Origin of the sequence: Pantoea sp. BR_17 (assembly GCF_041955125.1) — a bacterium.
Lineage (GTDB): Bacteria > Pseudomonadota > Gammaproteobacteria > Enterobacterales > Enterobacteriaceae > Pantoea > Pantoea stewartii.
This window is the reverse complement of sequence record NZ_JAVAXT010000003.1, coordinates 273,647-300,239: the sequence shown is the minus strand read 5'-3', so window position 1 is coordinate 300,239 and position 26,593 is coordinate 273,647. Positions and strand designations below refer to the sequence as shown.

General features: G+C 54.3%; 28 protein-coding genes. 21 read left to right on the top strand and 7 right to left on the bottom strand.

Annotated features, from left to right (window positions below):
- The first annotated feature begins 202 nt into the window (after positions 1–202).
- From nagE to RAC60_RS07520, 3 genes are all read left to right on the top strand, one after another.
- Positions 203–2,236: an N-acetylglucosamine-specific PTS transporter subunit IIBC gene (nagE, locus tag RAC60_RS07530; RefSeq protein WP_375093201.1), complete on the top strand. Its 2,034-nt coding sequence runs from the start codon at positions 203–205 to the stop codon at positions 2,234–2,236.
- 151 nt (positions 2,237–2,387) lie between these two features.
- Positions 2,388–4,055: a glutamine--tRNA ligase gene (gene glnS, locus RAC60_RS07525; RefSeq protein ID WP_006118428.1), complete on the top strand. Its 1,668-nt coding sequence runs from the start codon at positions 2,388–2,390 to the stop codon at positions 4,053–4,055.
- Between the two features lie 232 nt (positions 4,056–4,287).
- Positions 4,288–4,683 (top strand): hypothetical protein, encoded by a 396-nt coding sequence (locus RAC60_RS07520; RefSeq protein ID WP_033739315.1) that lies wholly within the window; start codon positions 4,288–4,290, stop codon positions 4,681–4,683.
- Positions 4,684–4,742: 59 nt separating this feature from the next.
- Here RAC60_RS07520 and fur read toward each other — a convergent pair whose 3' ends face one another.
- From fur to ybfF, 4 genes are all read right to left on the bottom strand, one after another.
- Positions 4,743–5,186, bottom strand: coding sequence for a ferric iron uptake transcriptional regulator (fur, locus tag RAC60_RS07515; protein WP_375093199.1), 444 nt, complete (start codon positions 5,184–5,186; stop codon positions 4,743–4,745).
- A gap of 337 nt (positions 5,187–5,523) precedes the next feature.
- Positions 5,524–6,054 (bottom strand): flavodoxin FldA, encoded by a 531-nt coding sequence (fldA, locus tag RAC60_RS07510; protein ID WP_006118431.1) that lies wholly within the window; start codon positions 6,052–6,054, stop codon positions 5,524–5,526.
- Between the two features lie 131 nt (positions 6,055–6,185).
- The gene (gene ybfE / locus RAC60_RS07505; protein ID WP_006118432.1) at positions 6,186–6,461 is read right to left on the bottom strand and encodes a LexA regulated protein; all 276 of its coding nucleotides are present in this window, start codon (positions 6,459–6,461) and stop codon (positions 6,186–6,188) included.
- A 163-nt stretch (positions 6,462–6,624) separates the two neighbouring features.
- Positions 6,625–7,389, bottom strand: coding sequence for an esterase (gene ybfF, locus RAC60_RS07500; RefSeq protein WP_375093197.1), 765 nt, complete (start codon positions 7,387–7,389; stop codon positions 6,625–6,627).
- 250 nt (positions 7,390–7,639) lie between these two features.
- Here ybfF and seqA point away from each other — a divergent pair, with 250 nt between their 5' ends.
- Positions 7,640–8,191 (top strand): replication initiation negative regulator SeqA, encoded by a 552-nt coding sequence (seqA, locus tag RAC60_RS07495; RefSeq protein WP_006118434.1) that lies wholly within the window; start codon positions 7,640–7,642, stop codon positions 8,189–8,191.
- A 25-nt stretch (positions 8,192–8,216) separates the two neighbouring features.
- A complete protein-coding gene (pgm, locus tag RAC60_RS07490) occupies positions 8,217–9,857 on the top strand; it encodes a phosphoglucomutase (alpha-D-glucose-1,6-bisphosphate-dependent) (RefSeq protein ID WP_375093195.1) in 1,641 nt (546 codons plus the stop codon).
- 39 nt (positions 9,858–9,896) lie between these two features.
- Here the strand turns inward: pgm and kdpE are convergent, their stop codons facing one another.
- A complete protein-coding gene (gene kdpE / locus RAC60_RS07485) occupies positions 9,897–10,571 on the bottom strand; it encodes a two-component system response regulator KdpE (RefSeq protein WP_006118436.1) in 675 nt (224 codons plus the stop codon).
- 256 nt (positions 10,572–10,827) lie between these two features.
- On the opposite strand from kdpE, the gene RAC60_RS07480 reads away from it, so the two are divergent.
- Positions 10,828–11,028 carry a YbfA family protein gene (locus tag RAC60_RS07480; protein ID WP_054634317.1) on the top strand — a complete coding sequence of 67 codons (201 nt, stop codon included), beginning with the start codon at positions 10,828–10,830 and terminating at the stop codon, positions 11,026–11,028.
- Between the two features lie 370 nt (positions 11,029–11,398).
- Here RAC60_RS07480 and RAC60_RS07475 read toward each other — a convergent pair whose 3' ends face one another.
- Positions 11,399–11,869, bottom strand: coding sequence for a carboxymuconolactone decarboxylase family protein (locus RAC60_RS07475; protein WP_277281665.1), 471 nt, complete (start codon positions 11,867–11,869; stop codon positions 11,399–11,401).
- A 57-nt stretch (positions 11,870–11,926) separates the two neighbouring features.
- Between RAC60_RS07475 and RAC60_RS07470 the strand changes: the two genes are divergently transcribed.
- The 12 genes from RAC60_RS07470 (at position 11,927) to RAC60_RS07415 (ending at position 22,094) form a co-directional block, all read left to right on the top strand.
- A complete protein-coding gene (locus RAC60_RS07470; RefSeq protein ID WP_375093193.1) occupies positions 11,927–12,397 on the top strand; it encodes a MarR family winged helix-turn-helix transcriptional regulator in 471 nt (156 codons plus the stop codon).
- 133 nt (positions 12,398–12,530) lie between these two features.
- Complete coding sequence (locus tag RAC60_RS07465) at positions 12,531–13,490, top strand: 2-thiouracil desulfurase family protein (RefSeq protein WP_006118440.1); 960 nt, start codon at positions 12,531–12,533, stop codon at positions 13,488–13,490.
- A 12-nt stretch (positions 13,491–13,502) separates the two neighbouring features.
- Complete coding sequence (gene phrB, locus RAC60_RS07460) at positions 13,503–14,930, top strand: deoxyribodipyrimidine photo-lyase (RefSeq protein ID WP_375093261.1); 1,428 nt, start codon at positions 13,503–13,505, stop codon at positions 14,928–14,930.
- 17 nt (positions 14,931–14,947) lie between these two features.
- The gene (locus RAC60_RS07455) at positions 14,948–15,691 is read left to right on the top strand and encodes a type 2 GTP cyclohydrolase I (RefSeq protein ID WP_033739329.1); all 744 of its coding nucleotides are present in this window, start codon (positions 14,948–14,950) and stop codon (positions 15,689–15,691) included.
- Between the two features lie 155 nt (positions 15,692–15,846).
- A complete protein-coding gene (gene pxpB / locus RAC60_RS07450; protein WP_324028718.1) occupies positions 15,847–16,503 on the top strand; it encodes a 5-oxoprolinase subunit PxpB in 657 nt (218 codons plus the stop codon).
- A complete protein-coding gene (pxpC, locus tag RAC60_RS07445) occupies positions 16,497–17,429 on the top strand; it encodes a 5-oxoprolinase subunit PxpC (protein ID WP_375093191.1) in 933 nt (310 codons plus the stop codon). Before pxpB ends, pxpC begins: the two co-directional genes overlap by 7 nt.
- The gene (pxpA, locus tag RAC60_RS07440; RefSeq protein ID WP_375093189.1) at positions 17,419–18,156 is read left to right on the top strand and encodes a 5-oxoprolinase subunit PxpA; all 738 of its coding nucleotides are present in this window, start codon (positions 17,419–17,421) and stop codon (positions 18,154–18,156) included. Before pxpC ends, pxpA begins: the two co-directional genes overlap by 11 nt.
- 57 nt (positions 18,157–18,213) lie before the next feature.
- A complete protein-coding gene (locus RAC60_RS07435) occupies positions 18,214–18,945 on the top strand; it encodes a DUF969 domain-containing protein (RefSeq protein ID WP_133745083.1) in 732 nt (243 codons plus the stop codon).
- Positions 18,942–19,958, top strand: a complete 1,017-nt coding sequence (locus RAC60_RS07430; RefSeq protein WP_375093187.1) for a DUF979 domain-containing protein — start codon at positions 18,942–18,944, stop codon at positions 19,956–19,958. The genes RAC60_RS07435 and RAC60_RS07430 overlap by 4 nt, the downstream gene beginning before the upstream one ends.
- Positions 19,959–19,964: 6 nt before the next feature.
- Complete coding sequence (gene pcp / locus RAC60_RS07425) at positions 19,965–20,612, top strand: pyroglutamyl-peptidase I (protein WP_033739338.1); 648 nt, start codon at positions 19,965–19,967, stop codon at positions 20,610–20,612.
- An 11-nt stretch (positions 20,613–20,623) separates the two neighbouring features.
- Complete coding sequence (gene nei, locus RAC60_RS07420; protein ID WP_039337980.1) at positions 20,624–21,412, top strand: endonuclease VIII; 789 nt, start codon at positions 20,624–20,626, stop codon at positions 21,410–21,412.
- A gap of 94 nt (positions 21,413–21,506) precedes the next feature.
- Positions 21,507–22,094: a GNAT family N-acetyltransferase gene (locus RAC60_RS07415; protein ID WP_033739342.1), complete on the top strand. Its 588-nt coding sequence runs from the start codon at positions 21,507–21,509 to the stop codon at positions 22,092–22,094.
- 80 nt (positions 22,095–22,174) lie between these two features.
- Here the strand turns inward: RAC60_RS07415 and RAC60_RS07410 are convergent, their stop codons facing one another.
- Positions 22,175–23,458, bottom strand: a complete 1,284-nt coding sequence (locus RAC60_RS07410) for a citrate synthase (RefSeq protein ID WP_006118451.1) — start codon at positions 23,456–23,458, stop codon at positions 22,175–22,177.
- A gap of 625 nt (positions 23,459–24,083) precedes the next feature.
- On the opposite strand from RAC60_RS07410, the gene sdhC reads away from it, so the two are divergent.
- From sdhC to sdhA, 3 genes are read left to right on the top strand one after another with little or no spacing between them, the layout of a single operon-like run.
- Positions 24,084–24,473, top strand: a complete 390-nt coding sequence (sdhC, locus tag RAC60_RS07405; protein ID WP_033739345.1) for a succinate dehydrogenase cytochrome b556 subunit — start codon at positions 24,084–24,086, stop codon at positions 24,471–24,473.
- On the top strand, positions 24,467–24,814 hold the full coding sequence (sdhD, locus tag RAC60_RS07400; RefSeq protein WP_375093183.1) for a succinate dehydrogenase membrane anchor subunit: 348 nt from the start codon (positions 24,467–24,469) through the stop codon (positions 24,812–24,814). Before sdhC ends, sdhD begins: the two co-directional genes overlap by 7 nt.
- A complete protein-coding gene (gene sdhA, locus RAC60_RS07395; RefSeq protein WP_006118454.1) occupies positions 24,815–26,581 on the top strand; it encodes a succinate dehydrogenase flavoprotein subunit in 1,767 nt (588 codons plus the stop codon).
- Positions 26,582–26,593: the final 12 nt, after the last annotated feature.

Sequence of the window (26,593 nt, the reverse complement as noted above, 5' to 3'; positions counted from 1 at the left end):
GCGTTCATAGCCAGTCATGTCGACGTTAAAAATCAATTTTTGGTGATTTTTGTCACAAATGGCTGCTATTAATTTGTAGAGCGAATTAATTTGTTATTACACTCCTCAGCACTGAGTGTAATGCCGTCAGAAGCGGGCTGCTGACATAACAACATTAAGCGGCAGCCATGCAATAAGTCAGTTTCAATGGGGGAAAAGGTCAATGTTAAGTTACTTACAACGTGTGGGGCGGGCCCTGATGGTGCCGGTCGCTACGCTGCCCGCAGCAGCAATTTTAATGGGAATAGGGTACTGGATCGATCCTGACAGCTGGGGTGCAGGCAATGCCTTTGCCGCGTTGTTAATTAAATCCGGTGGCGCGATCATCGAAAATATGTCGGTGCTGTTCGCCATTGGCGTTGCATACGGCATGTCAAAAGATAAAGACGGTGCGGCTGCACTGACCGGCTTTGTGGGCTTCCTGGTCGTCACTACGCTGTGTTCACCGGCTGCTGTAGCCATGATCCAGAAAATCCCGGTGGCGGACGTGCCGGCGGCGTTTGGAAAAATCAGCAACCAGTTTGTCGGTATTCTGGTAGGCGTGCTGTCCGCAGAAGTCTATAACCGTTTTAGCCATGTAGAACTGCCCAAAGCGTTCTCATTCTTTAGCGGGCGTCGGCTGGTGCCTATTCTGGTGTCCTTCCTGATGATTCTGGTGGCATTTATCCTGATGTACATTTGGCCTGTCATCTTTAATGGTCTGGTGAGCTTCGGTGAGCATATACAAAAACTGGGATCGGTTGGTGCGGGTGTTTACGCCTTCTTTAACCGTTTGCTTATTCCGGTTGGCTTACATCATGCGCTGAACTCCGTTTTCTGGTTCGACGTAGCAGGCATTAACGATATCCCTAAATTCCTCGGCGGTGCGCAGTCACTGGCAAAGGGCACTGCTATCCCGGGCATCACTGGCCGCTATCAGGCGGGTTTCTTCCCAATTATGATGTTCGGTTTGCCGGGCGCGGCGCTGGCAATTTACCATTGCGCTCGCCCTGAAAACCGGGCAAAAGTGGGCGGTATCATGCTGGCGGCCGCTTTCGCAGCATTCTTTACCGGTATCACCGAACCGCTGGAATTCTCCTTTATGTTCGTGGCACCGGTACTGTATGTCATCCATGCTGTACTGACCGGCATCTCGGTCTTTATCGCTGCCAGCATGCACTGGATTGCCGGCTTTGGCTTCAGTGCGGGATTAGTGGATATGGTGCTCTCTACCCGTAATCCCCTGGCGACGCAATGGTACATGCTGATTCCGCAGGGCCTGGTGTTCTTCGTGATTTATTATCTGGTCTTCCGCTTTACCATCAAAAAATTCAACCTGATGACCCCAGGTCGTGAACTGGCGGTAGCGGGGGATGAAGCGGACGGTTATGACGTGAACGTTGATACCACTGATAATGGTGAAAGCGCCACGGAATCACTGGCACGCCGCTACATCGGCGCGGTGGGCGGTTCAGACAACCTTACCGCCATTGATGCCTGTATTACCCGTTTACGTCTGAACGTGAAAGATGCGGGCCAGGTTAACGAAGGTGTGGCAAAACGGCTGGGTGCGTCGGGTGTGATTCGCCTCAACAAGCAAAGTGTCCAGATTATCGTGGGTACCCAGGCGGAAAGTATCGCCACGGCCATGAAAAAAGTGCTGGTGAAAGGCCCGGTTGCTGGCGCAGCCAGCAGTGGCAGTGCGCCAGCCCCCGCTAACGAGGCCAAACCCCAGGCCGTCCTGAACAGTGAAAAACGCGTTATCGCAACGCTGGTGGCCCCGGTGAGCGGTGAGGTTATCGCACTGGATGCGGTGCCGGATGAGGCTTTCGCCAGTAAAGCCGTGGGTGATGGCGTGGCGATTAAGCCGAGCGACAAGCGCGTCGTTGCGCCTGTTGCCGGTACGGTGGTGAAAATTTTCAACACGAACCATGCTTTCTGTCTGGAAAGTGAAAACGGGGTAGAGATCGTCGTGCACATGGGGCTGGATACCGTGGCGCTGGACGGTCAGGGCTTTACCCGTTTAGTGGAAGAGGGTGCACAGGTCACAGCAGGCCAGCCGGTGCTGGAGATGGATCTGGACTATCTTAACGCCCATGCCCGCTCAATGATCAGTCCGGTGGTGGTGAGCAATATTGAAGACTTCGCCGGTTTAACGCTGCTGACGCAGGGCCAGGTCATCGCCGGTGAAACCCCGCTGTATGAAGTAAAAGGCTAATTCCCTGTATCCTCAACAAAAGGCAGGAAGCGATTCCTGCCTTTTTTATTTTAATCGCCCAACAAACGGTTGTTTCTCTGCAACGCTTTGTGGATCATACCCGGATATTACGTGGTATAAACCACCCATTCTATGCGTTGAGGATTTTGAGATGAGTGAGGCTGAAGCCCGCCCAACGAACTTTATTCGTCAGATTATTGACGAGGATTTGGCCAGCGGTAAGCACAGCAGTGTGCATACCCGTTTTCCGCCAGAGCCAAATGGTTATCTGCATATCGGCCATGCTAAATCAATCTGCCTGAATTTCGGTATTGCACAAGATTATCAGGGCGAGTGCAATCTGCGTTTTGACGATACCAATCCGGTCAAAGAAGATATGGAGTTCGTCGAATCCATTAAGCGTGACGTGCAGTGGCTGGGTTTTACCTGGAGCGGCGAGGTTCGTTATTCATCTGACTATTTCGACCAGCTTTATCACTATGCCGTTGAACTGATCAACAAAGGCCTGGCCTACGTTGATGAACTGACGCCAGACGAAATTCGTGAATACCGCGGTACCTTAACGGCACCGGGTAAAAACAGCCCTTACCGCGACCGCAGTGTGGAAGAGAACCTCGCGCTGTTTGAAAAAATGCGCAATGGCGAGTTCGCAGAGGGCAAAGCCTGTCTGCGCGCGAAAATCGACATGGCTTCCAGCTTTATCGTCATGCGCGATCCGGTGCTGTACCGCATCAAGTTTGCCGAGCATCATCAAACCGGCAATAAGTGGTGCATCTACCCGATGTACGATTTCACCCACTGCATTTCGGATGCGCTGGAAGGCATTACGCACTCCCTTTGCACGCTGGAATTCCAGGACAACCGCCGCCTGTATGACTGGGTGCTGGATAACATTACTATTCCTGTTCATCCGCGTCAGTATGAGTTTTCGCGCCTGAATTTGGAGTATGCGGTGATGTCAAAACGCAAACTGACGCAGTTGGTCAGCGAGAAGCATGTTGAAGGCTGGGACGATCCGCGCATGTTAACCGTGTCGGGTTTGCGTCGTCGTGGTTACACCGCGGCCTCCATTCGTGAGTTCTGCCGCCGCATTGGTATCACGAAGCAGGACAACATCGTTGAAATGGCTTCGCTGGAATCCTGTATCCGCGACGATCTCAACGAAAATGCGCCGCGGGCGATGGCGGTGCTGGATCCGGTGAAAATTGTGCTGGAAAACCTGCCTGCCGGGCACAATGAAGTGCTCAGCATGCCAAATCATCCTAACAAACCGGAAATGGGCACACGCGATGTTCCCTTTAGCCGCGAGATCTGGATCGATCGTGCCGACTTCCGCGAAGAGGCGAATAAGCAATATAAGCGCCTGGTGCTGGGTAAAGAAGTGCGTCTGCGTAATGCCTATGTCATCCGTGCGGAACGGACCGCGAAAGATGAAGAAGGCAATATCACCTGCATCTACTGCACCTGTGACGTCGATACGCTGAGCAAAGATCCTGCTGATGGCCGTAAAGTCAAAGGGGTTATCCACTGGGTCTCAGCTGAACATGCACTACCGGCAGAATTCCGTCTGTATGACCGTCTGTTCAGCGTCCCGAATCCGGGTGCGGCGGATGATTTTCTGACGACAATCAATCCGGATTCGCTGGCGATTAAACACGGCTTCGTTGAACCCGGTCTGCGTGACGCAGAAGCCAGTGCGCCTTATCAGTTCGAACGTGAAGGCTATTTCTGCGCTGACAGTGTGTATTCAACACCGTCGCAGTTAGTGTTTAACCGTACTGTTGGTCTGCGCGATACCTGGGCGAAAAACGGCGAATAATTTACGCCGCATGGTCATCAGATGATCGGTAAAGGGCGAGCAATCGCCCTTTTTTATTGGGTGGATTTTTTTTAGCGCCGACATTTGTCCTGAACCCGTTTAATTCGATTAATTTTACTTCTGTGGAATCGCTCTCAGTTTAATTTTTTTAATAACTTTCCCGGTGTGAATTATTTTTTTTCAGGTACGCTAACCCTCTGTAGTCTTTGTTTGCGGGTTAAAAAGGAAAAAAATGACAGTTTTCGCACAGGAAGCCAAACACAGCGTTGTCGTCTTACATCAACTCATTGAACATATTTTTAACCACAGCCGTGACAGTGGTGACAGCTTTCATCTGCTGCTTTCTCATTTTCATCCTGACTTCCAGATGGTCACGCCACAGGGCAAGATGCTGAACCTCAATGAGGTTGAAGAACTCTTTCGCCGCTTACAGGGCGCACGGGAAGGGATGCGCATCGCGACCAGCGAACATGTGATCCTGTCAGAGCACGCTAACGAGGTTACCATTCAGTATCGGGAAGTGCAGATGATGAATGGGGAAAATAAAAGCCGCATTTCCGTTGCGATTCTGGACTGCTCCACCTCGGTGCCCCGCTGGCGCTACCTGCAGGAAACGCTGGTAGCGTGACTGACAGGCACAAAAAAGCCGATGCAGGCATCGGCTTTTTCTTTACCCTCTGACAAACGTTACTTGTCGTGCAGTGTTTCGTCTTCGCGGCAATCGCCCATGGCACAGTGACCATACAGGTACAGGCTGTGGTTGGTGAGCTTAATACCGTGACGGGTCGCGATATCACGCTGACGCGTTTCAATAGACTCATCACTAAATTCAATGACTTTACCGCAATCCAGACAGATCAGGTGATCGTGATGGTGCTGCTGCGTCAGCTCAAACACCGATTTACCGCCTTCAAAGTTGTGGCGGGTCACAATGCCGGCATCGTCGAACTGGTTCAGTACACGGTAAACCGTGGCCAGTCCAATCTCTTCGCCCATATCAATCAGGCGTTTATACAGATCTTCCGCGCTGACGTGATGGCATGCAGGTTCCTGAAGCACTTCCAGAATTTTGAGTCTGGGCAGGGTGACTTTCAGGCCAGCCTTCTTTAATGCGGTGTTGTTGTCAGTCATGCGGATATTGTCCTGTTACTTTGGTCACTCTTGTGGCATGTAGCCTGTATGTCGATCGACCGCCATTCTCATTTGCGTCTCATTATAGAACTGATGCGCTGAAATGAAAACCGATGCTGCCTGCGATGAAACCGTGGCGATGTTCGCGGTACAAAGCATGGAGGGCGGGCTGGCTACCATTTCGCGTTGTGTCATCTCAATTCCAGGGAAATAAGCAGATGATCGATGCGGGTATTCTACAGACTAAATGCGGAAAGTTACAAAAATGTAGCTATTATTTTTATAGGAAAAGCCATTGATGCAGTGTGGACCAGCGCCCACACTGCGCTCAGGGCTATCAGGCTTCGATAATTTCTTTGAGTTGCAGTTCATCGAAGATCTGCTTAACCCACTTGTCGACGCGTTCATTCGTCAGTTCTGGCTGGCGATCTTCATCAATCGCCAGGCCCAGGAAGTGGTTATCGTCTGCCAGACCTTTTGAGGCCTCGAAGTGGTAACCCTCGGTTGGCCAGTGGCCCACGATAATGGCACCGTTAGGTTCGATGATGTCACGAATGGTGCCCATCGCGTCACAGAAGTACTCGGCGTAGTCTTCCTGATCGCCACAACCGAACAGCGCCACCAGCTTACCGTTGAAGTCGATCTCTTCCAGCGTCGGGAAAAAGTCATCCCAGTCGCACTGTGCTTCACCATAGTACCAGGTCGGAATACCCAGCAGCAGGATGTCAAAGGCTTCCAGATCTTCTTTAGTGCTTTTCGCGATGTCGTGAACCTCTGCAACGTCTTTGCCCAGTTGTTTCTGGATCATTTTTGCAATGTTTTCGGTGTTACCGGTATCGCTGCCAAAGAAGATGCCTACGATTGCCATGGGTAAAATAACCTCTTAAATCCTGATGATAGAATGAATGCCTGAGCATATTCAGCAAATGATAGCAGACCACGCAAAAGGGCGGAACTTGTAAAGCCGCGACATTTGTTTCTGTGTGCGGTTTGCGTGCGTTAGTCCAGTTTGAGTTGCGCCAGCAGCATTTGTTCAATTAATTCACTGCGGCTGAGATTACGCTGTTCAGCCAGCGTATTAAGCGCTTCTACCGCCTGGCTGTTCATTTTGAGTTCGACACGGCGAAGCCCGCGCCCTTTGTCACGTTTCAGTTGATTGCGTTTATTGATACGCAGTTGTTCATCACGCGTAAGCGGACTGGTTTTAGGGCGACCAGGGCGACGCTCGTTAGCGAACAGATCGAGCGTCGTGCGGTCAGTGTTTTCTTTTGCCATGGCTTAGTACAACTGAATGGGCGCAAACGGATCGTGCCGCTGCGCAGATTAAATTACTGGCTTTTACCGTGGATACGCGCCCACGGCAAAAATTTAGCGCGCCATCATACTCCAGGCTAACCATGGACGCCAATCCTAAACTTTTACAGCCAGTTAAGCGGGTTTATCGTGCAAAAAACCGGCGAATGCTGCGTAAAACAGCATCAGGTTTTTCGGCGTGGACCCAGTGACCTGCACCGCCAATCACGTGCGCCTGCGCGGCGGGAAACTGTTGCAGTATCGCGTCACGGTACTGATTGTCCAGATAAGGGGAGTCACCACCGCGAATGAACAACGCCGGGTGCGGCCACGCGGGCACCGTTTCCCAGCCGGTGATATGCGCATAGTTGTCCCAGAGCGCTGGAACGTTAAAGCGCCATTCACCGCTACTGAACGATTTCAGGATGAACTGAATCACACCTTCTTCATTAAGATGCTGACGCATAATTTCGGCCGCCTCACTGCGCATCGTCACGCCCGCGTCGGTGACGGCTCGGATCGCGGCAAAAATTTCGTCGTGGCGGCGCGTCTGATAGTCGACGGGCGCAATGTCGATCATCACCATCTGTTCTATCCGCTCAGGGGCCAGGGCGCTCATCGTCATGGCAATTTTACCGCCCATGGAGTGACCAATGACGGAAAGGCGCTCAATGCCCTGCGCATCAAGCGTGTCCAGCATATCCTGGGCCATAACCTGATAGGTCATCTCGTCAGCGCGCGGAGATAAGCCATGATTACGCACATCAACCTGGATAAGCGGATGGTCATCTTTCAGACCGCGCGCCAGAACGCCGAGGTTATCAAGACTGCCAAACAAACCGTGAATGAGCAGAACGGGTGTGGAATCAGCAGAAGATTGTTCAGTTTGCAGACGGGCATTCAAAATCATAGCAAAGTTCTTAAGTGTGAGACCTGCGCTTAGGTTATCATGGTTTCACCTTTTCAGGTGCGCTGCTTCCGGTGGCATTAGGACATATTCTGACTTTTGCCCCTAAACCGTTTGAATGCTATCAGCCTGTCTGAATTTAACTTTATAATCTTCATGTTAGAACCTGCACACGGCCTGAAACCCCGGTGTTTACCTCTGGATTTTCAGAAAATCGCGGGTTCTGTCGTGAGTCAAAACCGTACGGAATAAGATGAAAACGATCGAAGTTGACGAAGAGCTCTACCGTTATATTGCCAGCCACACGCAACATATTGGCGAAAGCGCATCCGATATTCTGCGCCGTATGCTGAAGTTTACTGCGGGTCAGACAGCCACCGCGACCGAAACACAGCCTGTTGCCGCCTCGCAGCCGTCTAAAACGGCACAGTCGGCAGGGAATGAGTCACGCCCTCAGGATCGTGTTCGTGCGGTGCGCGAGTTGCTGCTTTCTGATGAATATGCAGAGCAGAAGCGGGCGGTAAATCGCTTTATGCTAATCTTGTCAACGCTCTATCGTCTGGATACGGCCGCGTTTGCTGAGGCGACCACCTCCATGCAGGGCCGTACGCGCATCTATTTTGCAGGCGATGAGCACACGCTGCTGCAAAGCGGCACCCATACCAAGCCGAAGCATGTGCCCGGCACGCCGTACTGGGTCATTACGAATACCAATACCGGTCGTAAACGCAGCATGATCGAACACATTATGCTGTCGATGCAGTTCCCATCGGAACTGGCTGAGAAAGTTTGCGGCACCATTTAAACTGAAGCGTCAGGGAGAAGCGCCAATGGCCAATCACCCCCGTGCCGGGCAGCCTGCCCAGCAGAGCGATTTGATTAACGTTGCACAATTAACTTCACAATATTATGTCCTGCAGCCCGATGTGGCGAATCCAGAACATGCGGTGAAATTTGGCACATCAGGCCATCGCGGTAGCGCAGGACGTCACAGCTTTAACGAAAAGCACATTCTGGCGATTGCGCAGGCGATTGCGGAAGAGCGTAAAAAGAACGGTATTACCGGCCCGTGCTATGTGGGTAAAGATACGCACGCGCTGTCTGAGCCCGCGCTGCTGTCCGTGCTGTCCGTGCTGACCGCAAACGGGGTTGATGTGATTGTTCAGCAGGATAACGGTTATACGCCAACGCCTGCGATTTCGAACGCTATCCTTGAACACAACAAATCCGGCGGCCCACTGGCAGATGGCATTGTGATTACGCCGTCGCACAATCCCCCGGAAGATGGCGGCATTAAATACAATCCGCCAAACGGTGGTCCGGCAGATACCAACGTTACCAAAGTGGTGGAAGACCGCGCGAATCAGTTGTTGAAAGACGGCCTTAAAGACGTTAAACGTCTGTCACTGGATCAGGCCTGGGCCAGCGGCCACATCCATGAAAAAGATCTGATTCAGCCTTACGTGGAAGGTCTGTCACAGATCATCGACATTCCTGCGATTCAGAAAGCGGGCCTGAAGATTGGTGTCGATCCGCTTGGCGGTTCCGGGATCGCTTACTGGCAGCGTATCGCTGAGCACTACAAGCTGGATCTGACGCTGGTGAATGACGCTGTCGACCAGACTTTCCGCTTTATGCACCTTGATAAAGATGGTGTGGTGCGCATGGACTGTTCGTCCGAATGCGCCATGGCGGGGCTGCTGGCCTACAAAGACAAATTCGATCTGGCCTTCGGAAACGATCCGGATTATGACCGTCACGGCATTGTTACCCCTGCCGGGCTCATGAATCCAAACCATTATCTGGCCGTTGCGATCAACTATTTGTTCCAGCACCGTCCGCAGTGGGGTCAGGACGTTGCCGTGGGTAAAACCCTCGTGTCCAGTGCGATGATTGACCGGGTCGTGGACGATATTGGCCGCAAACTGGTAGAAGTCCCGGTGGGCTTTAAATGGTTCGTGGATGGCCTGTTTGATGGCAGCTTTGGTTTTGGCGGCGAAGAAAGTGCGGGCGCGTCATTCCTGCGCTTCGACGGCACACCTTGGTCAACCGATAAAGACGGGATCATCCTGTGTCTGCTGGCGGCAGAAATTACGGCCGTAACGGGCAAGAACCCGCAGCAGCACTATGATGAACTGGCTGCACGCTTCGGTGCGCCAAGCTACAACCGTCTGCAGGCACCGGCAACATCAGCGCAGAAAGCCGCATTGTCGAAGCTGTCACCTGAAATGGTCAGTGTAGATACGCTGGCGGGCGATCCGATTACCGCGCGCTTAACGGCCGCTCCCGGTAACGGCGCGTCTATCGGTGGACTGAAAGTCATGACGGAAAACGGCTGGTTCGCCGCGCGTCCATCGGGCACCGAAGACGCGTATAAGATCTACTGTGAAAGCTTCCTGGGCGTAGAGCACCGTGCGCAGATCGAGAAAGAAGCCGTCGAGATTGTCAGTGAAGTGCTGAAAAACGCCTGATAAATCTGTTAAATAAAAAAAGCGCCGCTGGCGCTTTTTTTATGGCATGAACCGGTAGCCGATACCGGTTTCCGTCAGCAGGTGAACGGGTTGGGTCGGATTGGCTTCAAGCTTTTGACGCAGATGGCCCATATAAATGCGCAGGTAATGGCTGTGTTCGACAGCATTGGGTCCCCAGACCTGATTCAGCAGCTGACGCTGCGTCAGAACTTTCCCCGCGTTATTCAGTAATGTGGTCAGCAAACGAAACTCGATGGGCGTAAGGTGAACTTCTTCGCCCGCGCGCAGCACACGCCGTGCGGCAATATCGACGACCACGTCGGCGAAGCTGACCTTCGGATCGGGGTGCTTCCCGGCATGACGCCGCAGGGCGACCCGAACACGCGCCAGCAGTTCACCAATCCCAAAAGGTTTAGTCAGGTAATCATCGGCACCAGCATCCAGTGCGTCAATTTTGTCCTGCTCGTCAGTACGGGCAGAGAGAACAATAACCGGCAGCGTGCTCCACTGGCGGAGTTCACCAATAAACGTCTTGCCGTCGCCATCAGGTAAACCCAGATCAAGGATGACTAAATCGGGCTTTCGCGTGGCGGCTTCGATCAGCCCACGTTGCAGCGTCTCAGCATCGAAAACCTTCAGGCCTTCACTTTCCAGCGCGAGGCGCACGAAGCGGCGAATTTCTTTCTCATCTTCAATGATTAAAACCGTGGTCACACCAATCCTGCCATTGCCTGAAAAGGGAAAACACACTGTATCAACTTTTCTGGCGTTCGTCCGTGTTGCCATGAAATCCGTTGAAGGATCACCTCTGTAACTCATAATTAACCCGGGTATAACGGCCAGGTAAACTTACCCGTGCAGAACAAAAAAGACGCAAATTTAGTGGTCAGATGAGTAGTAAAATCATCCAACCCGGCGTAATATTAGACACAGATCACATTTATGACGTTTTTTTACTCAGGAGGCTGCTATGTACCGCACCTATCCACTTCACAAAATTATTTTGCGCCGAACGCTGGTCATCCTCTCAGGTCTGCTCGCTCTGCCGGTTATGCTGTTTCGTCAGGATCGGGCGCGCTTCTACAGCTACCTGCATCGGATGTGGTGCAAAACCAGCGCCAAACCGGTCTGGCTGGCGCAGTCTGAAGCAGCGGCGGGTATTTTCTGGTAAGTCCCTGCTGTGCGGTTGATTTTACGCCGCGCAGGCCTGGGGACACATCCCTACAGCGGGGATTGCCAGCGTTTTCTCAGACGTGCTTATCTGTTTTTCACCTGCAGTGTGCTGTGGCACGGTGTTAAGGGCGACACAGCGCCTCTTTTTTCCCTGTTCGTTCCGTCACGCAGCTTAGTTGCGCCTTAGCTTTGCGCCAGTGACGCAGGAAACCTTCTCAGTGTCCGGGCAAGCCGCCCCGTCCGCCAGTGCCCGTTCACGGGCAACCCTTCCTTATTATCTGACCGGCGGCCCCGACGGGCACAGCACTTTACGCGCTTCAGAACCCGCTGCAATATCGCCCACAGGCAGAAGCACTGACGGCAGACCGCTAGCGTTTAGGCACCGGCGGGGCAAACTGCAGCGCGCCTGCGATACGGTTCCAGGCATTGATCGCGGCAACAGCCGAGGTAAGAAACGCGATTTCCTGTTTATCGAAGACGCGGCTGACCTCAGCGTACACCGCATCAGAAACCGGCTGCTGAGCCATTAAGGTCAGGGCCTCTGTCCAGGCCAGCGCCGCACATTCCCGCTCCGAATAGATACCGGTTTCGCGCCATACGGCGACCAGATCCATTTTTACCGGGCTCAAATCGGTCTTACGCGCCAGATTGAGATGGTACTGGAGGCAAAAAGCGCACGCATTCAGCTGTGAAGCGCGCAGTTTGATCAGCTCAGTGAGCGATTTTTCCAGCCCGGAATCGTCAACGGCTTTGCCCAGCATCGCTAAGGCTGCCACCACATCGGGTGCGGTATGTTCGAACGAAGACCAGTCGCTGCGACGGTGATTAAGTGATGTCACGATATACCTCATCTGCTAATATAAGAATTCGAACAACAATATACGAACTCTTATATTATGCGCAAGTCAGATCTGCAGAGCACCACCATCCCTGAACCCGGTGAAGGAAAACGCGGTGAGTCAGGCCATATTGGTTATCTGCTGCGGCAGGCCCATGCGGCTCATAAAATCAGAATGGAAAATGCGCTGAAGGATAAAGGCGTCACGTTGCCGCAATTTTCGGTGCTGACCATGCTTGCGGCCTATCCCGGCGCATCGGGTGCCGACCTTGCGCGTCTGTCGCTGCTGACGCCACAGACGATGAGCGTCATTGTGGCGAATCTGGAGCGGGCCGGAATGATTCGTCGTCGTCCGCACGCGGTGCACGGCAGAATTCAGGTGATTGAGATTGCTGACGCCGGGCGTGACGTTCTCACGCAGTGCAAAGTAGCGGTTCAGTCGGTTGAGGCCAGCCTGCTTTCGGGGGTCACGCCTGAGGATGAAAAGGTGATTCGGCGCTGGCTGGTCAGCGTGGCAGTGGGAGAATAAACCGTTAAAAAAGACCACGGGCTGGTCATCTGAAAGGCTTCGCGGCGTTCACTTTTGCTACACAGAATCTGTACCATCCCGGTCGTTTTACGCTACACTTAAACCTCTACAAGTTTTCGGAGGTTGTACAAGTATGAGCGAAAAAATTCCCGTTGGGATCAGCGCTTGCCTGCTTGGTGAGAGCGTCAGATTTGATGGCGGCCACAAGCGGCTCGCGTTCGCCACTGAGCAACTGACGCCTTTTGTTCGTTTCGAACCCGTTTGCCCTGAAATGGCGATTGGGCTGCCCACGCCGCGCCCGGCGCTGCGCTTAGTTAAGCAGAGCGACGACGATGAACTGCACCTTTGCTTCAGCAAAGAGGGCGGCGATGACATCACCGATAAGATGCGCGACTGGTCCGAAAAACGCGTGAAATCGCTGCATCACCTGTGCGGCTACATACTGTGTGCAAAATCACCCAGTTGCGGGATGGAGCGCGTGCGTATCTACGAGCCCGCTACCAATAATAACCGTAAAGCGGGAACCGGTATATTTACCCGTTTTCTGCAACGTGAAATGCCCTGGTTACCGCTCGAAGAAGACGGGCGTCTGAACGATCCGACATTACGTGAAAACTTTATCGGCCGGATTTGCGCGCTGCACGAGTTTCATGAAATGTGGAAAAAGGGGCTGACCCGTCATGGCCTGATTGCCTTCCACAGCCAGTATAAATTGTTACTGCTGGCGCATTCGCAAAAAAAATACCGTGAACTGGGCCCCTTTGTTGCCTCGATGAACCAGTGGGAGTCACTGGAGGCGTTTGCCTTCGAGTACCGCAACCGCCTTATGGATCTGATGTCACAACCGGCCTCACGCACTAACCACACCAATGTGTTGATGCATGTTCAGGGTTATTTCCGCAGTCAACTGAGTTCGCCGCAACGTAGAGAACTGACGTCACTGATTGATTGTTACCGTCAGGGCACGCAACCGTTACTGGCACCGATTACGATTCTTAAGCACTACATGGCTGAATATCCTCATCCGTGGCTGACGCAGCAGCGCTACTTCGATCCTTACCCGGAAGCGCTGCGCCTGCGCTACGGACAATGAGTCGGGAGCATGATGACGACCCATCTTGTCTGGTTCCGTAATGACCTGCGCATCAATGATAACCTTGCGCTGCATGCCGCCTGCAGCAAGTCAGATGCCCGTGTCATAGCACTGTTTATTGCCACGCCGGGACAGTGGCAGCAACACGATATGGCCCCCCGGCAGGTCGCGTTTATTCACCAGAATCTCTGCAGCCTGCAGGCATCACTGGCCGAAAAAGGCATCCCGCTGCATGTTCATCAGTGTGATGATTTCGCTGCCAGCGTGGATTTTCTCGTCACGTTTTGTGAACAGCAAAACGTTGATCAACTGTTTTATAACTACCAGTACGAATTTAACGAACGTCAGCGCGATGCGCAGGCGGAAAAGCGGTTAGATGAAGCGGACGTGATCTGTCAGGGGTTTGATGACAGCGTACTTTTGTCGCCCGGCAGTATCCAGACCGGCGATGGTGAGATGTACAAAGTGTTTACCCCGTTCAGCAAAGCCTTTATTCGTCGCCTGCAGCAGGGGTTGCCTGAGTGTGTCCCGGCGCCTAAAGCCCGGGATGGCGCGCCCCTGAACACACCAAAAGCGATTTCGCCATTTGATTACGACCATGCTGAGGTTGATGATGCGCTGTTTCCGGCCGGTGAACAGGCGGCGATTAAGCGGCTACGTGCGTTTGCGCAACATGCCGTGCTGGATTACCCAAAGCAGCGTGACCTGCCTGCGCGCGACAGCACCAGCCGGTTATCGGCTTACCTGACCATCGGCGTGCTTTCACCGCGCCAGTGTCTGCATCGGGTGTTGCATGAACATCCCGGGGCGCTGGAAGGCAGCCCGGCGGCTGTCTGGATCAATGAACTCATCTGGCGTGAGTTCTATCGCCATCTCATCGTTGCGTTTCCCCGACTGTGTAAGCATCAGCCTTTTGTCCACTGGACGCGTCATGTCGCGTGGCAAAGAAACGAGGCGCATTTTGACGCCTGGAAAGCCGGGAAAACCGGTTATCCCATCGTCGATGCGGCCATGCGACAGATGCTGCAGACCGGCTGGATGCATAACCGGCTTCGCATGATCACGGCCAGTTTTCTGGTAAAGGATCTGTTAATCGACTGGCGCCAAGGCGAGCGCTATTTCATGCAGCAGCTTATCGATGGCGACCTGGCCGCCAATAACGGCGGCTGGCAGTGGGCGGCGTCCACGGGGACCGATGCCGCACCGTATTTCCGCATTTTTAACCCTACGACGCAAAGTGAGCGTTTCGATGAACAGGGTGATTTTATTCGTCACTACCTGCCCGAACTGAAAGACGTGCCGGACAGTGCGATTCATCAGCCGCACGAATGGGCGCGGAAAAACAACAAGACACTCGATTATCCAACACCGATCGTGGAACATAAGGACGCACGTAAAAAGACACTCGACGCCTTCGAGCGCGCAAAAAATGCGGCCTGAGGTGGCAAGGAGCAGAAATGAATCACTATGCGTTAGAAAAAATCGTTAACGATCAGCTGGCAACCCATACCTTCAGCGATTATGCGCCAAACGGGCTACAGGTCGAAGGCCGACCTGAAGTGAAAACGATCGTTACCGGCGTGACCGCCTGCCAGGCGCTGCTGGATGAAGCGGTGGCGCGCAAAGCCGATGCAGTGCTGGTACATCACGGTTATTTCTGGAAAAGTGAACCGGCGGTGATTAAAGGCATGAAACGCCAGCGTCTGCGCACGCTACTGGCAAACGATATTAACCTCTACGGCTGGCACCTGCCGCTGGATGCGCACCCTGAGCTGGGCAATAACGCGCAGTTGGCTAAGCTGCTGGGTATTAATGTGATGGGCGAGATTATGCCGCTGGTGCCCTGGGGCGAACTGACTCAGCCTGTGAGCGGCCATGCGTTGGCACAGCGTATTACTGAGGTGCTGGGACGGGAGCCGCTTCACTGTGGTGATAATGCGCCAGCAGCGATCCGTCGTGTTGCCTGGTGCAGTGGCGGCGGTCAGGGATTTATTGATAATGCGGCCGCCTTTGGCGTAGATGCCTTTATTACGGGCGAGGTCTCTGAGCAAACCATTCACAGCGCCCGTGAACAAGGCCTGCACTTTTTCGCCGCAGGCCACCATGCCACCGAACGCGCGGGTATTCGGGCGTTGGGTGAATGGCTGGCGGAGCATCATGGCCTGGATGTCACGTTTATTGATATTCCCAATCCCGCCTGATCCCCCTGGGTTCTGCCATCTGCGCAGAACCCAAACCTGTTGACACATTACCGTCACTTTCGCATAACTACCTTCCTGGGTTGTAAAATACATTTGGCTTTTGCGCGCCAGAATCCTGTCTGAGCACCGCAAAGCTGTTTACCAGGAGGTACGTGTTGCAAAAAACACGATGCTATATGCTGGGCGAGCGCGCGGTGGTACTGGAGTTGTCTCCGCCCGTTTCGCTGGCCAGTCAGCAGCGAATCTGGCATCTGTGCCAGCGTTTGCAGTCACACGACGCGACCCGGGAAGTGATTCCCGGCATGAACAACCTGACGCTGCTGTTACGGGAGCCGCCCAGAGATACCCGACAGGCGACGGCGCAACTTGAACAGTGGTGGCAGGAAAGTGAGGCGCAGGACACAGAGTCGCGCCTTGTGACCATTCCGGTCATCTATGGGGGCGAGGCGGGGCCGGACTTGCGTCAGGTGGCCGACCACGCCGGCATGACGGAAAAGCAGGTCGTCGCGTTACACAGCAGCACGGATTACGCGGTTTTCTTTATTGGTTTTCAGCCCGGCTTTCCTTACCTGGCCGGCCTGGATGCGCGCCTGCATATGCCGCGCCGCGCCGAACCGCGCGTTGCGGTTCCGGCTGGATCGGTGGGCATCGGCGGCAGCCAGACCGGTGTTTATCCGCTGGTCTCACCAGGCGGCTGGCAGTTGATTGGCAGGACGCAGGTCGCGCTTTTCACACCCAGCCAGCAGTCGCCAACCTTACTTCGTCCGGGTGACAATGTCCGGTTTGTGCCGCAAAAGGAAGGGATATGTTAAACATTCTTCGCGCGGGTCTGGCAACCAGCATTCACGATTTCGGACGCTATCACTGGCGACAGTATGGCATCGGCGTCAGTGGTGTTCTGGATCAACCCGCCATGATCACAGCCAATCTGCTGGCAGGCAATCCGCCGGGCAGCGCCGTGCTGGAGATTGTCCTCGGACAGTTTAAAGCGGAATTCCGTCGGGATGGGTGGTTTGCACTAACGGGAGCGGGTTGTCAGGCCGAACTGGATGGCAAGCCTGTCTGGACAGGCTGGCGTTTACCGGTAAAAAAAGGGCAGGTCCTGGTGTTGAAGAAACCGATTCACGGCATGCGCAGCTACCTGGCTGTGCACGGTGGATTCGCTATTCCGCCAGTGCTGGGCTCATGCAGCACCGACATCAAGGCCGGTTTTGGCGGCTTTGAGGGGCGGACGCTGCAGGACGGCGACGTCATTCCGCTGGGCAAACCGCAACAGCACTTCACGAGCAAAAAAGGCGTGCGCCAGTTGCTCTGGGGTAACCGTATTCGGGCGTTACCCGGACCGGAATACCATGAATTCAGCGAAGCGTCACAACAGGCGTTCTGGCGAGCAGCCTGGAAGCTGAACCCTCAAAGTAATCGCATGGGCTACCGTTTGCAGGGCCCTGCTTTGCAACGCGACGTGCCGCGCGAGTTATTATCGCATGGTCTGGTGCCCGGCGTCATTCAGGTGCCTGGAAACGGTCAGCCGATCGTCCTGCTGGCGGATGCACAGACCACCGGCGGCTATCCACGTATAGCCTGCGTCATTGAATGCGATCTTTATCATCTGGCGCAGATTCGTCTGGGCGAGCCGATTCATTTTATGCCCTGTACGCCCGAAGAGGCGCTGGCGGCAACGCGACAGCAGCAGCATGTATTGGGGCAAATGGCCTGGGGACTGGCAAATGAAAATTGATTTAAACGCCGATCTGGGCGAGGGGAGCAGCAGCGATCGTGCGCTGTTGCAGCTGGTGAGTTCCGCCAACATCGCCTGCGGCTTTCACGCAGGCGACGCGCAGATGATGTTGCAGGCCATTCGCTGGGCCAGCGAATTTGGCGTGGCGATTGGCGCGCATCCCAGCTTTCCCGATCGTGAAAACTTTGGCCGCAGTGCGATGCAACTGCCGCCGGAAACCGTCTATGCGCAAATCATCTATCAGGTTGGTGCACTCAAAAGCCTGGCGGAGAGCGAAGGGCAGTCGCTTGTTCACGTTAAACCTCACGGTATGTTGTATAACCAGGCGGCGGCGGATGCCACGCTGGCCGAGGCGATTGCGCGAGCCGTCAAAGCCGTCGATGCCCGGCTGATCATGGTGGGGCTGGCTAACAGTGAGTTGATTCGCGCGGCGGCCCATCACGGCCTGAAAACCCGGGAGGAGGTGTTTGCCGATCGCGGCTATCTCAGCAGCGGCGCGCTGGTGCCCCGTGGCCAGCCCGGCGCATTGATTGAAGAGGAAGACCAGGCGATTCAGCAAACCCTGATGATGGTGCGACAGGGGCAGGTCATCAGTGTGACCGGTGAGGCGGTTCAGGTGAACGCAGAAACCGTCTGCCTGCATGGTGACGGGGCGCATGCACTGACGTTTGCGCAACATCTGCGTGCCAGCTTTGCCAGCCATGCTATCACCGTCACCAGTCAATAAAAAAACGGCATAACCAGCCTGAACGTCTCGGGCTTACTATTTCACGAGGGGAAAAGTATGGACAGCGTAGTAAATCTCTGGCCGCTGCTGGGCATTGCTGCCATCGTCGTTGGCTTCGTTTTGCGTTTTAATCCGGTGCTGGTGGTCATTGTTTCAGGCTTCGTCACCGGGATCGCTGCCCTGATGCCGCTGGGCGATATTTTACAAAAGCTGGGTGAGGGATTTCTGAATACCCGCAACCTGCCGTTGATCCTGCTGCTGCCGCTGGCGGTTATTGGCTTACTGGAACGCCATGGTCTGAAACAGCGCGCGCAGGCGTGGATTGCCCGGATCAAAACGGCGACGGCGGGACGGTTGCTCATTGTCTATCTGTTTGTGCGTGAGGTGACTGCGGCCCTCGGGCTGACCAGTCTCGGCGGTCATCCGCAAATGGTGCGCCCGCTACTTGCGCCGATGGCCGAGGGGGCCAGCGAAAACCGCTACGGGGCCCTACCGCCCGAGGTCCGTCATCGCCTGCGTGCCATGTCCGCTGCCACCGACAACGTTGGGCTGTTCTTTGGTGAGGATATCTTTGTCGCCTTTGGCGCCATTATTTTTATGCATAATTTTATGCAGGAGTCCGCCGGTATCCAGACTGAGCCACTGCATATTGCCCTGTGGGGCATTCCCACGGCGCTCTCAGCCTTTCTGATTCATTCCGCCCGCCTGATCAGGCTGGACCGCCAGCTGGCACGAGAACTGCGCGTCATCAACAGCGAGGCCATGAAAGCCAAAGGAGAGCCGTCATGATTCAGCAACAGTATCTGATGTGGCTGGCTGGCCTGATTCTGCTGGTTGTCGCGGTTTTATCCTGGCGCGACAGCGCAAATCCGCGCCGTTTCACCACTGGCTTATTTTGGGGACTCTATGGCCTGATTTTTCTGGTGGGTGACTGGACAACCGCCCTGATGACCCAACTGATGGGCTCTGTCGAAAGCGGCACACGTATGTTGCAAATTAGCGTGGGCGTAGCGGTGGTTATCATGGGGATCCTTGCCGGTTGTGGTGGGGTAAAAATGGGCCGCTATCACCAGCGCAGTGAGGCGGAAAAACAGGCCAGTGCCCAGCGTCTGGGCAACAAACTTTTCCTGCCAGCCCTGGCGATCCCCGTCGTGACAGTGATCGGTGTGTTAGCGTTTAATAACCTTCCCGGTCTGCAAACGTGGGTGTTCGGCGCGGGCAACCATTCCACCCTGATTACGCTGTTTTCCATGGCCACAGGCTGTCTGCTGGGCTGGCTGATCGCCATGAAAATGACGCGTGAAACCCCAATGCAGTCGATGCAGGAAACCCGACGTTTGCTGGACTGCATCGGCTGGGCGTTTCTCCTGCCGCAAATCCTGGCAACCCTGGGGCTACTGTTTACGGCCGCGGGCGTCGGTGGTGCGATCTCCCATCTCACCGAACATTATCTTGCCGTGGATAACCGTTTCATTGCGGTCACGGTTTACGCGGCAGGGATGGCACTGCTCACCATGGTGATGGGGAATGCGTTCGCGGCGTTCCCGATTATTACCGCGGGCATCGGCATTCCCATTCTGGTGTTACAGCATGGCGGCAACCCGGCGGTCATGGCGGCAATCGGGATGTTTTCCGGCTACTGCGGTACGTTAATGACGCCGATGGCAGCAAACTTCAACATTGTGCCTGCTGCCTTGCTGGAGTTACCGGATCGCAACGCGGTCATCAAAGCTCAGGTGCCAACCGGTGTGCTACTGTTAATTGTTAACATTTTCTTACTCTACTTCCTGATGTTTTTGTGAGGCAGCATGAAAACGGTATTAATGACGGCATTTGAGCCCTTTGGCGGCGAATCCATTAATCCCTCCTGGCAGGCGGTCAGTGCCCTTGAAGGCCAGACTATTGCCGGCGCACGCATCGTGACGCGCCAGTTGCCCGTCGTATTCAGCGAGGTGCTGGACGTGCTGTATCAGGCGCTGGAAACGATCAGGCCCGATGCCGTTATCGCTGTCGGGCAGGCAGGCGGTCGCAGCGATATCACGGTAGAGCGAATTGGTATTAATGTGGATGATGCGCGCATCCCGGATAATGCGGGCAGGCAACCCGTGGACGAACCCATCGTTCAGGATGGCCCGGCCGGATATTTTTCACGCCTGCCGATCAAAGCCATTGTGGCCGCGGTGCGGGAAGCGGGCATTCCGGCATCGGTGTCGCAAACCGCAGGAACCTTTACCTGTAACCGGGTGATGTATGGTCTGTTGCACTGGCTTGAAAGCAACGGCAGCCCGGCACGGGGCGGTTTCATTCATATTCCCTACCTGCCTGAACAGGCGGTGCATCACCCGGGTGCACCCAGTATGCCCGCCGCAACCGTTATTGAGGCGCTGAAAATTGCCGTACAAACGACCCTGACCACCGCTCAGGATGTGAAGGAAGTGGGTGGCGCAACGCATTAAGAGGACGAGTGATGCCTGAAGGACCGGAGATTCGCCGCGTGGCGGATCAGCTTGAAGTGGCCATCGTCGGCCAGCCCCTGACCGACGTCTGGTTTGCGTTTCCCGAATTAAAAACCTATGAGCCCGCATTGCTGGGAGAACAGGTGGCGTCGATAGAAACGCGCGGTAAAGCGTTGCTGACCCATTTCAGTAACGGCCTGACGCTGTATTCGCACAATCAGCTGTACGGCGTCTGGCGCATCGTCCCGCCAGACATGCAGCCCGAGACAAAACGGCAGTTACGTGTGCGTCTCGCGACGGCCAATCAGGCGATATTGCTTTACAGCGCGTCGGATATTGAACTCCTGAATGCGGAAACGCTTGCCCGTCATCCGTTTCTCAACCGCATCGGGCCGGATGTACTGAATGCGGAGTTGACCGTAGAGGCGGTCAGGGAACGGCTGTGCTCGCCGCGTTTCTGTCGCCGCCGGTTCAGCGGACTGTTACTGGATCAGGCTTTTCTGGCCGGACTGGGCAACTATTTACGTGCTGAGATCCTCTGGCTGGCCCAGTTGCTTCCCCGGCATAACGCACAGTCGCTGAGTGAGGCGCAACTGACGGCTTTCTGCGAAGCGCTGTTGTCCGTGCCGCGTCATGCCTATCGCATGCGCGGCACCATGAAAAAATACCACAGCGAAGCGGCATTTCGGTTTGAAGTGTTCCACCGCCAGGGCAAGACATGTCGCCGCTGCGGCGAAGTGATCGAAAAGGGCGTCCTGTCCGCCCGACCGTTTTACTGGTGCCCTGGCTGTCAGAGATAAAAACGCTGGCCTGTCCCGCCGTTGCACGCGGGCAATGTCACTCGTCAGCGAAGGATATCGTCACCCGGTTTTCTTCACAGCATAAGGAATCATCATGACACCTGAGATTGTGACGGAAAGGCTGCGCTTAAAACCCCTGTCGCTGGAGGATGCCGATGCCATGCAGATCGCGTTTCCGCGCTGGGAAATTGTACGCTACCTGATCGATTCGGTGCCCTGGCCTTATCCCGAGGGCGGGGCACGAGACTATATTGCCAATGTCGCCTTACCGGCGGTCGCGGCCGGGACGGGCTGGTACTGGACATTGCGGCCTAAAGCGGCGGAACAGCAACTGATTGGCGTTATTTGCCTGATGGAGACGCCGGATAATAACCGGGGCTTCTGGTTGGTACCGGAGTGGCAGGGGCAGGGCTATATGACAGAAGCCTGCCTGGCCGTGACGGATTACTGGTTTACCGATCTGAAAAAACCGCTGCTGAGAACGCCAAAAGCGGCACTGAATCAGCGATCTGTGAACATTTCTGTCAACAGTGGTATGCGCTGTATCCGCACAGAGAAAAAACAGTACGTTTCAGGCACACATGACTCGCAATTATGGGAAGTGACGCGAGAAGAATGGCAGGCCTTTCGGGCATCTCAAACGTCCGCCGTTCATCCTCTCACTAAGATTCGCTCACGCTGACCGGCGGCGTCAGTAAAAAAAAGCGGCGGTGCCCGTAAGGACACCACCGCTTTTCGCCTTACCGCCCGTTGCCGGACAGCTTATTTATCCAGCTTCGAGCTGAACTCGCGTTCGGTGTAACCGGTATACAGCTGACGCGGACGGGCAATTTTCATGCCTTCGTCGTGCATTTCTTTCCAGTGCGCGATCCAGCCAACGGTACGCGCCATGGCGAAAATCACGGTAAACATGGACGAAGGGATGCCCATGGCTTTCAGGATGATACCGGAGTAGAAATCCACGTTTGGATAGAGTTTGCGCTCGATGAAGTACGGGTCGTTCAGCGCAATGTGTTCCAGTTCCAGCGCCACTTCCAGCAGATCGTCTTTCATGCCCAGTTCGTTCAGCACTTCATGGCAGGTTTCACGCATAACGGTCGCGCGCGGGTCATAGTTTTTATAAACACGGTGACCAAAGCCCATCAGGCGGAAAGAGTCATTTTTGTCTTTAGCACGGCGCACAAACTCAGGAATGTGCTCGACGGTGCTGATCTCTTCCAGCATACGCAGACAGGCTTCGTTCGCGCCGCCGTGTGCGGGTCCCCACAGGGAGGCAATACCGGCCGCGATACAGGCAAACGGGTTAGCGCCTGACGAGCCAGCGGTACGTACGGTAGAGGTCGAGGCGTTCTGTTCATGATCGGCGTGCAGAATCAGAATGCGATCCATGGCGCGTTCAAGCACAGGGTTAACCTTGTATTCTTCACACGGTGTTGCAAACATCATGTGCAGGAAGTTACCGGCATAGGAGAGGTCGTTACGGGGATAGACGAACGGCTGACCGATTGAATACTTGTAACACATCGCTGCCATGGTAGGCATTTTCGACAGCAGACGGAAAGCGGCGATTTCACGGTGGCGCTCGATGTTTACATCCAGCGAATCGTGATAAAACGCAGCCAGTGCGCCGGTCACGCCGCACATCACCGCCATCGGGTGTGAATCACGACGGAAACCGTGGAACAGACGGGTAATCTGCTCATGAATCATCGTGTGGCGCGTAACCGTTTGTTTAAACTCTTCAAACTGGGCTTTCGTGGGGGCTTCACCATTTAACAGGATGTAGCACACTTCCAGGTAGTTAGAGTGGGTAGCCAGTTGGTCAATAGGGAAGCCGCGGTGAAGCAGAATGCCTTCATCACCATCGATAAAGGTGATTTTTGATTCGCAGGACGCTGTAGACGTGAAACCAGGATCGAAGGTAAACAGGCCGTTGGAACCCAGTTGACGGACATCGACGACATCCTGGCCCAGCGTGCCTTGCAGTACACCCAGTTCAATGGACGTTTCATCTGATAGGGTTAGCGTCACTTTTTTATCTGTCATTTTCGTCTCCATAGCGCCTTAGGCAGGTAAGGATCTTTCGACACCTGAAACGCGTGCATGTTGCAATTTGGCAGTACTTCACGGTGTCACTCTGCATTATAAGCAGTGAAGGGTACAGAGTGAGAGGCGCGTTCCACTGGAAATGTAAAGCCGTGACATGTGCATATCGCGGTTGTTAAAGATCCGGTCAGGACATAACTTCTTTGTAACCAATAACCTGATGGTATTTAAAGCGGTTACCGACAATGTTACATAACTTCAGCTTAGGAGAAAGTGTATCCCCATAACTTTTGTGCATCATAGGATTTTATCGGACTAGTTTGTAACTGAATTGTTGAACTATTGTCAAATCAGATAATTAAATTTGTATGAATTGTGAAAAATGTGAGTGGGATCACTGTTCCATCGAAAATTCTCCAAAGAGTTTGTAGGGGAATTGTAATCAGAATGTGATCGTCCTATACTTCCGGCCAGGTCTCCGGAACACCCTGACACCAGGAGCCACCCAGCGTTTGTACCACGTCATTTAACACTGGATGTTGCTATTTTGGTGACGGATTAAGACTGAACCTTTTTTTCGGGTTTGGGCCTGTCTTCCGGAGGAAGCAAAATAAAAAAGAGCTGTGTGGGCAAAACCGTGAAAAAACAAAGACCTGTCAACTTGGATCTCTCGACGATCCGGTTTCCCGTTACTGCAATATCGTCCATTCTCCACCGTGTCTCCGGCGTCATCACTCTGGTTGCTCTCGGCATCCTGTTGTGGCTTCTCGGTCTTTCTCTCTCCTCTCCTGAAGGTTTTCAGCACGCGGCATCTATCATGAGCGGCTTCTTTGTGAAGTTTATCATGTGGGGCATTCTGACCGCGTTGGCCTATCATACGGTGGGCGGGATACGTCATATGTTAATGGATTTTGGTTATCTGGCGGAAACGCTCGAAGCAGGTAAGCGTTCTGCGCAGGTGACATTTGGTATTACTGTCGTGCTTTCAATCTTAGCAGGAGTCCTCGTATGGTAAGCAATGCATCCGCGTTGGGTCGCAATGGCATTCAGGACTGGCTGTTGCTGCGCGCGTCGGCAATCCTTATTACGCTTTACATCATCTACATGCTCGGTTTCGTGGTGATGACAGACACGCTGACGTATGACATCTGGCGTGGCTTCTTTGCCTCAGCATTTACAAAAGTCTTCACGCTCCTGACGCTGTTTTCCATCCTGATCCACGGCTGGATTGGTATGTGGCAGGTCTTAACGGACTACGTGAAATCGCTGGCGGCGCGTATGCTGTTACAGCTGGTTATCGTGGTGGCACTGTTGTCATATGCAATTTATGGGTTTGTTGTGGTGTGGGGTGTGTAAATGAAGTTACCAGTCAGAGAATTTGATGCCGTGGTGATCGGCGCAGGTGGCGCGGGTATGCGCGCGGCACTGCAAATCTCCCAGTCGGGCCAGACGTGCGCCCTGCTGTCCAAAGTGTTCCCAACCCGTTCTCATACGGTATCCGCGCAGGGCGGTATTACCGTTGCGCTGGGCAATACCCATGACGATAACTGGGAATGGCATATGTATGACACCGTCAAAGGCTCCGACTATATCGGCGACCAGGACGCGATTGAATACATGTGCCACGTCGGTCCGGAAGCGATTCTGGAACTGGAACACATGGGCTTACCTTTCTCCCGTCTTGATGACGGCCGCGTTTATCAGCGTCCGTTTGGTGGTCAGTCAAAAAACTTCGGTGGTGAGCAGGCGGCGCGTACTGCCGCGGCAGCTGACCGTACTGGCCACGCCCTGCTGCATACGCTGTATCAGCAGAACCTGAAAAACAAAACCACCATCTTCTCCGAATGGTATGCACTGGATCTGGTCAAGAATGACGACGATGCGATTGTGGGTTGTACCGCTATCTGCATGGAAACCGGTGAAACCGTCTACTTCAAAGCCAAGGCGACCATTCTGGCGACCGGTGGTGCAGGACGTATCTATCAGTCGACGACCAATGCCCACATTAACACTGGCGACGGTGTTGGCATGGCGCTGCGCGCAGGTGTACCGGTGCAGGACATGGAAATGTGGCAGTTCCACCCAACCGGTATCGCAGGTGCGGGTGTGCTGGTCACCGAGGGCTGCCGCGGTGAAGGCGGCTATCTGCTGAACAAACACGGTGAACGCTTCATGGAGCGCTATGCGCCAAACGCCAAAGACCTGGCAGGTCGTGACGTGGTGGCCCGTTCTATGATGGTGGAAATTCGTGAAGGCCGGGGCTGTGATGGTCCATGGGGCCCGCACATCAAGTTGAAACTTGACCATCTGGGTGCCGAAGTGCTGGAGTCACGTCTGCCGGGAATCCTGGAACTGTCCCGTACCTTTGCGCACGTTGACCCGATTAAAGAGCCGATTCCTGTTATCCCAACCTGTCACTACATGATGGGCGGCGTGCCGACCAAAGTGACCGGCCAGGCGCTGCGCGTGAATGCGCAGGGCGAAGATGAAGTGATTCCGGGCCTGTTCGCTGTGGGTGAAATCGCCTGCGTATCTGTTCACGGCGCGAACCGTCTGGGCGGAAACTCACTGCTGGACCTGGTGGTCTTTGGTCGCGCGGCGGGTGTTCATCTGCTTGAATGTCTGGAAGAGCAGGGTGAACTGCGCGAAGCCAGTCAGGAAAACATCGATGCTGCCATGGCGCGCTTCAATCGCTGGGAGAACAACACCACGGGTGAAGATCCGGTTGAAATCCGTAAAGCGTTGCAACGCTGCATGCAGAACAACTTCTCGGTCTTCCGCGAAGGTGATGCCATGCGTGAAGGTCTTGAAGAGCTGAAAGTGATTCGTGAGCGCCTGAAGTCTGCGCGTCTGGATGACCGTTCACCCGACTTCAATACACAGCGTATCGAGTGCCTTGAGCTGGATAACCTGATGGAAACCGCCTATGCCACAGCGGTTGCGGCTAACTTCCGTACAGAAAGCCGTGGTGCACACAGCCGCTTCGACTATCCGGAACGTGATGATGCGAACTGGCTGTGCCATAGCCTCTATGTTCCGCAAACGGAAAGCATGACGCGCCGTGAGGTGAACATGCAACCGAAACTGCGTGCGGCCTTCCCGCCAAAAGCGCGTACCTATTAATTGCGGAGATCA

Excerpts from the sequence above, each read along its gene's own strand:
- nagE (WP_375093201.1), top strand. The coding sequence starts at position 203 with ATGTTAAGTTACTTACAACGTGTGGGGCGGGCCCTGATGGTGCCGGTC.
- glnS (WP_006118428.1), top strand. The coding sequence starts at position 2,388 with ATGAGTGAGGCTGAAGCCCGCCCAACGAACTTTATTCGTCAGATTATT.
- RAC60_RS07520 (WP_033739315.1), top strand. The coding sequence starts at position 4,288 with ATGACAGTTTTCGCACAGGAAGCCAAACACAGCGTTGTCGTCTTACAT.
- fur (WP_375093199.1), bottom strand. The coding sequence starts at position 5,186 with ATGACTGACAACAACACCGCATTAAAGAAGGCTGGCCTGAAAGTCACC.
- fldA (WP_006118431.1), bottom strand. The coding sequence starts at position 6,054 with ATGGCAATCGTAGGCATCTTCTTTGGCAGCGATACCGGTAACACCGAA.
- ybfE (WP_006118432.1), bottom strand. The coding sequence starts at position 6,461 with ATGGCAAAAGAAAACACTGACCGCACGACGCTCGATCTGTTCGCTAAC.
- ybfF (WP_375093197.1), bottom strand. The coding sequence starts at position 7,389 with ATGATTTTGAATGCCCGTCTGCAAACTGAACAATCTTCTGCTGATTCC.
- seqA (WP_006118434.1), top strand. The coding sequence starts at position 7,640 with ATGAAAACGATCGAAGTTGACGAAGAGCTCTACCGTTATATTGCCAGC.
- pgm (WP_375093195.1), top strand. The coding sequence starts at position 8,217 with ATGGCCAATCACCCCCGTGCCGGGCAGCCTGCCCAGCAGAGCGATTTG.
- RAC60_RS07480 (WP_054634317.1), top strand. The coding sequence starts at position 10,828 with ATGTACCGCACCTATCCACTTCACAAAATTATTTTGCGCCGAACGCTG.
- RAC60_RS07470 (WP_375093193.1), top strand. The coding sequence starts at position 11,927 with ATGCGCAAGTCAGATCTGCAGAGCACCACCATCCCTGAACCCGGTGAA.
- RAC60_RS07465 (WP_006118440.1), top strand. The coding sequence starts at position 12,531 with ATGAGCGAAAAAATTCCCGTTGGGATCAGCGCTTGCCTGCTTGGTGAG.
- phrB (WP_375093261.1), top strand. The coding sequence starts at position 13,503 with ATGACGACCCATCTTGTCTGGTTCCGTAATGACCTGCGCATCAATGAT.
- RAC60_RS07455 (WP_033739329.1), top strand. The coding sequence starts at position 14,948 with ATGAATCACTATGCGTTAGAAAAAATCGTTAACGATCAGCTGGCAACC.
- pxpC (WP_375093191.1), top strand. The coding sequence starts at position 16,497 with ATGTTAAACATTCTTCGCGCGGGTCTGGCAACCAGCATTCACGATTTC.
- pxpA (WP_375093189.1), top strand. The coding sequence starts at position 17,419 with ATGAAAATTGATTTAAACGCCGATCTGGGCGAGGGGAGCAGCAGCGAT.
- RAC60_RS07435 (WP_133745083.1), top strand. The coding sequence starts at position 18,214 with ATGGACAGCGTAGTAAATCTCTGGCCGCTGCTGGGCATTGCTGCCATC.
- RAC60_RS07430 (WP_375093187.1), top strand. The coding sequence starts at position 18,942 with ATGATTCAGCAACAGTATCTGATGTGGCTGGCTGGCCTGATTCTGCTG.
- pcp (WP_033739338.1), top strand. The coding sequence starts at position 19,965 with ATGAAAACGGTATTAATGACGGCATTTGAGCCCTTTGGCGGCGAATCC.
- nei (WP_039337980.1), top strand. The coding sequence starts at position 20,624 with ATGCCTGAAGGACCGGAGATTCGCCGCGTGGCGGATCAGCTTGAAGTG.
- RAC60_RS07415 (WP_033739342.1), top strand. The coding sequence starts at position 21,507 with ATGACACCTGAGATTGTGACGGAAAGGCTGCGCTTAAAACCCCTGTCG.
- RAC60_RS07410 (WP_006118451.1), bottom strand. The coding sequence starts at position 23,458 with ATGACAGATAAAAAAGTGACGCTAACCCTATCAGATGAAACGTCCATT.
- sdhD (WP_375093183.1), top strand. The coding sequence starts at position 24,467 with ATGGTAAGCAATGCATCCGCGTTGGGTCGCAATGGCATTCAGGACTGG.
- sdhA (WP_006118454.1), top strand. The coding sequence starts at position 24,815 with ATGAAGTTACCAGTCAGAGAATTTGATGCCGTGGTGATCGGCGCAGGT.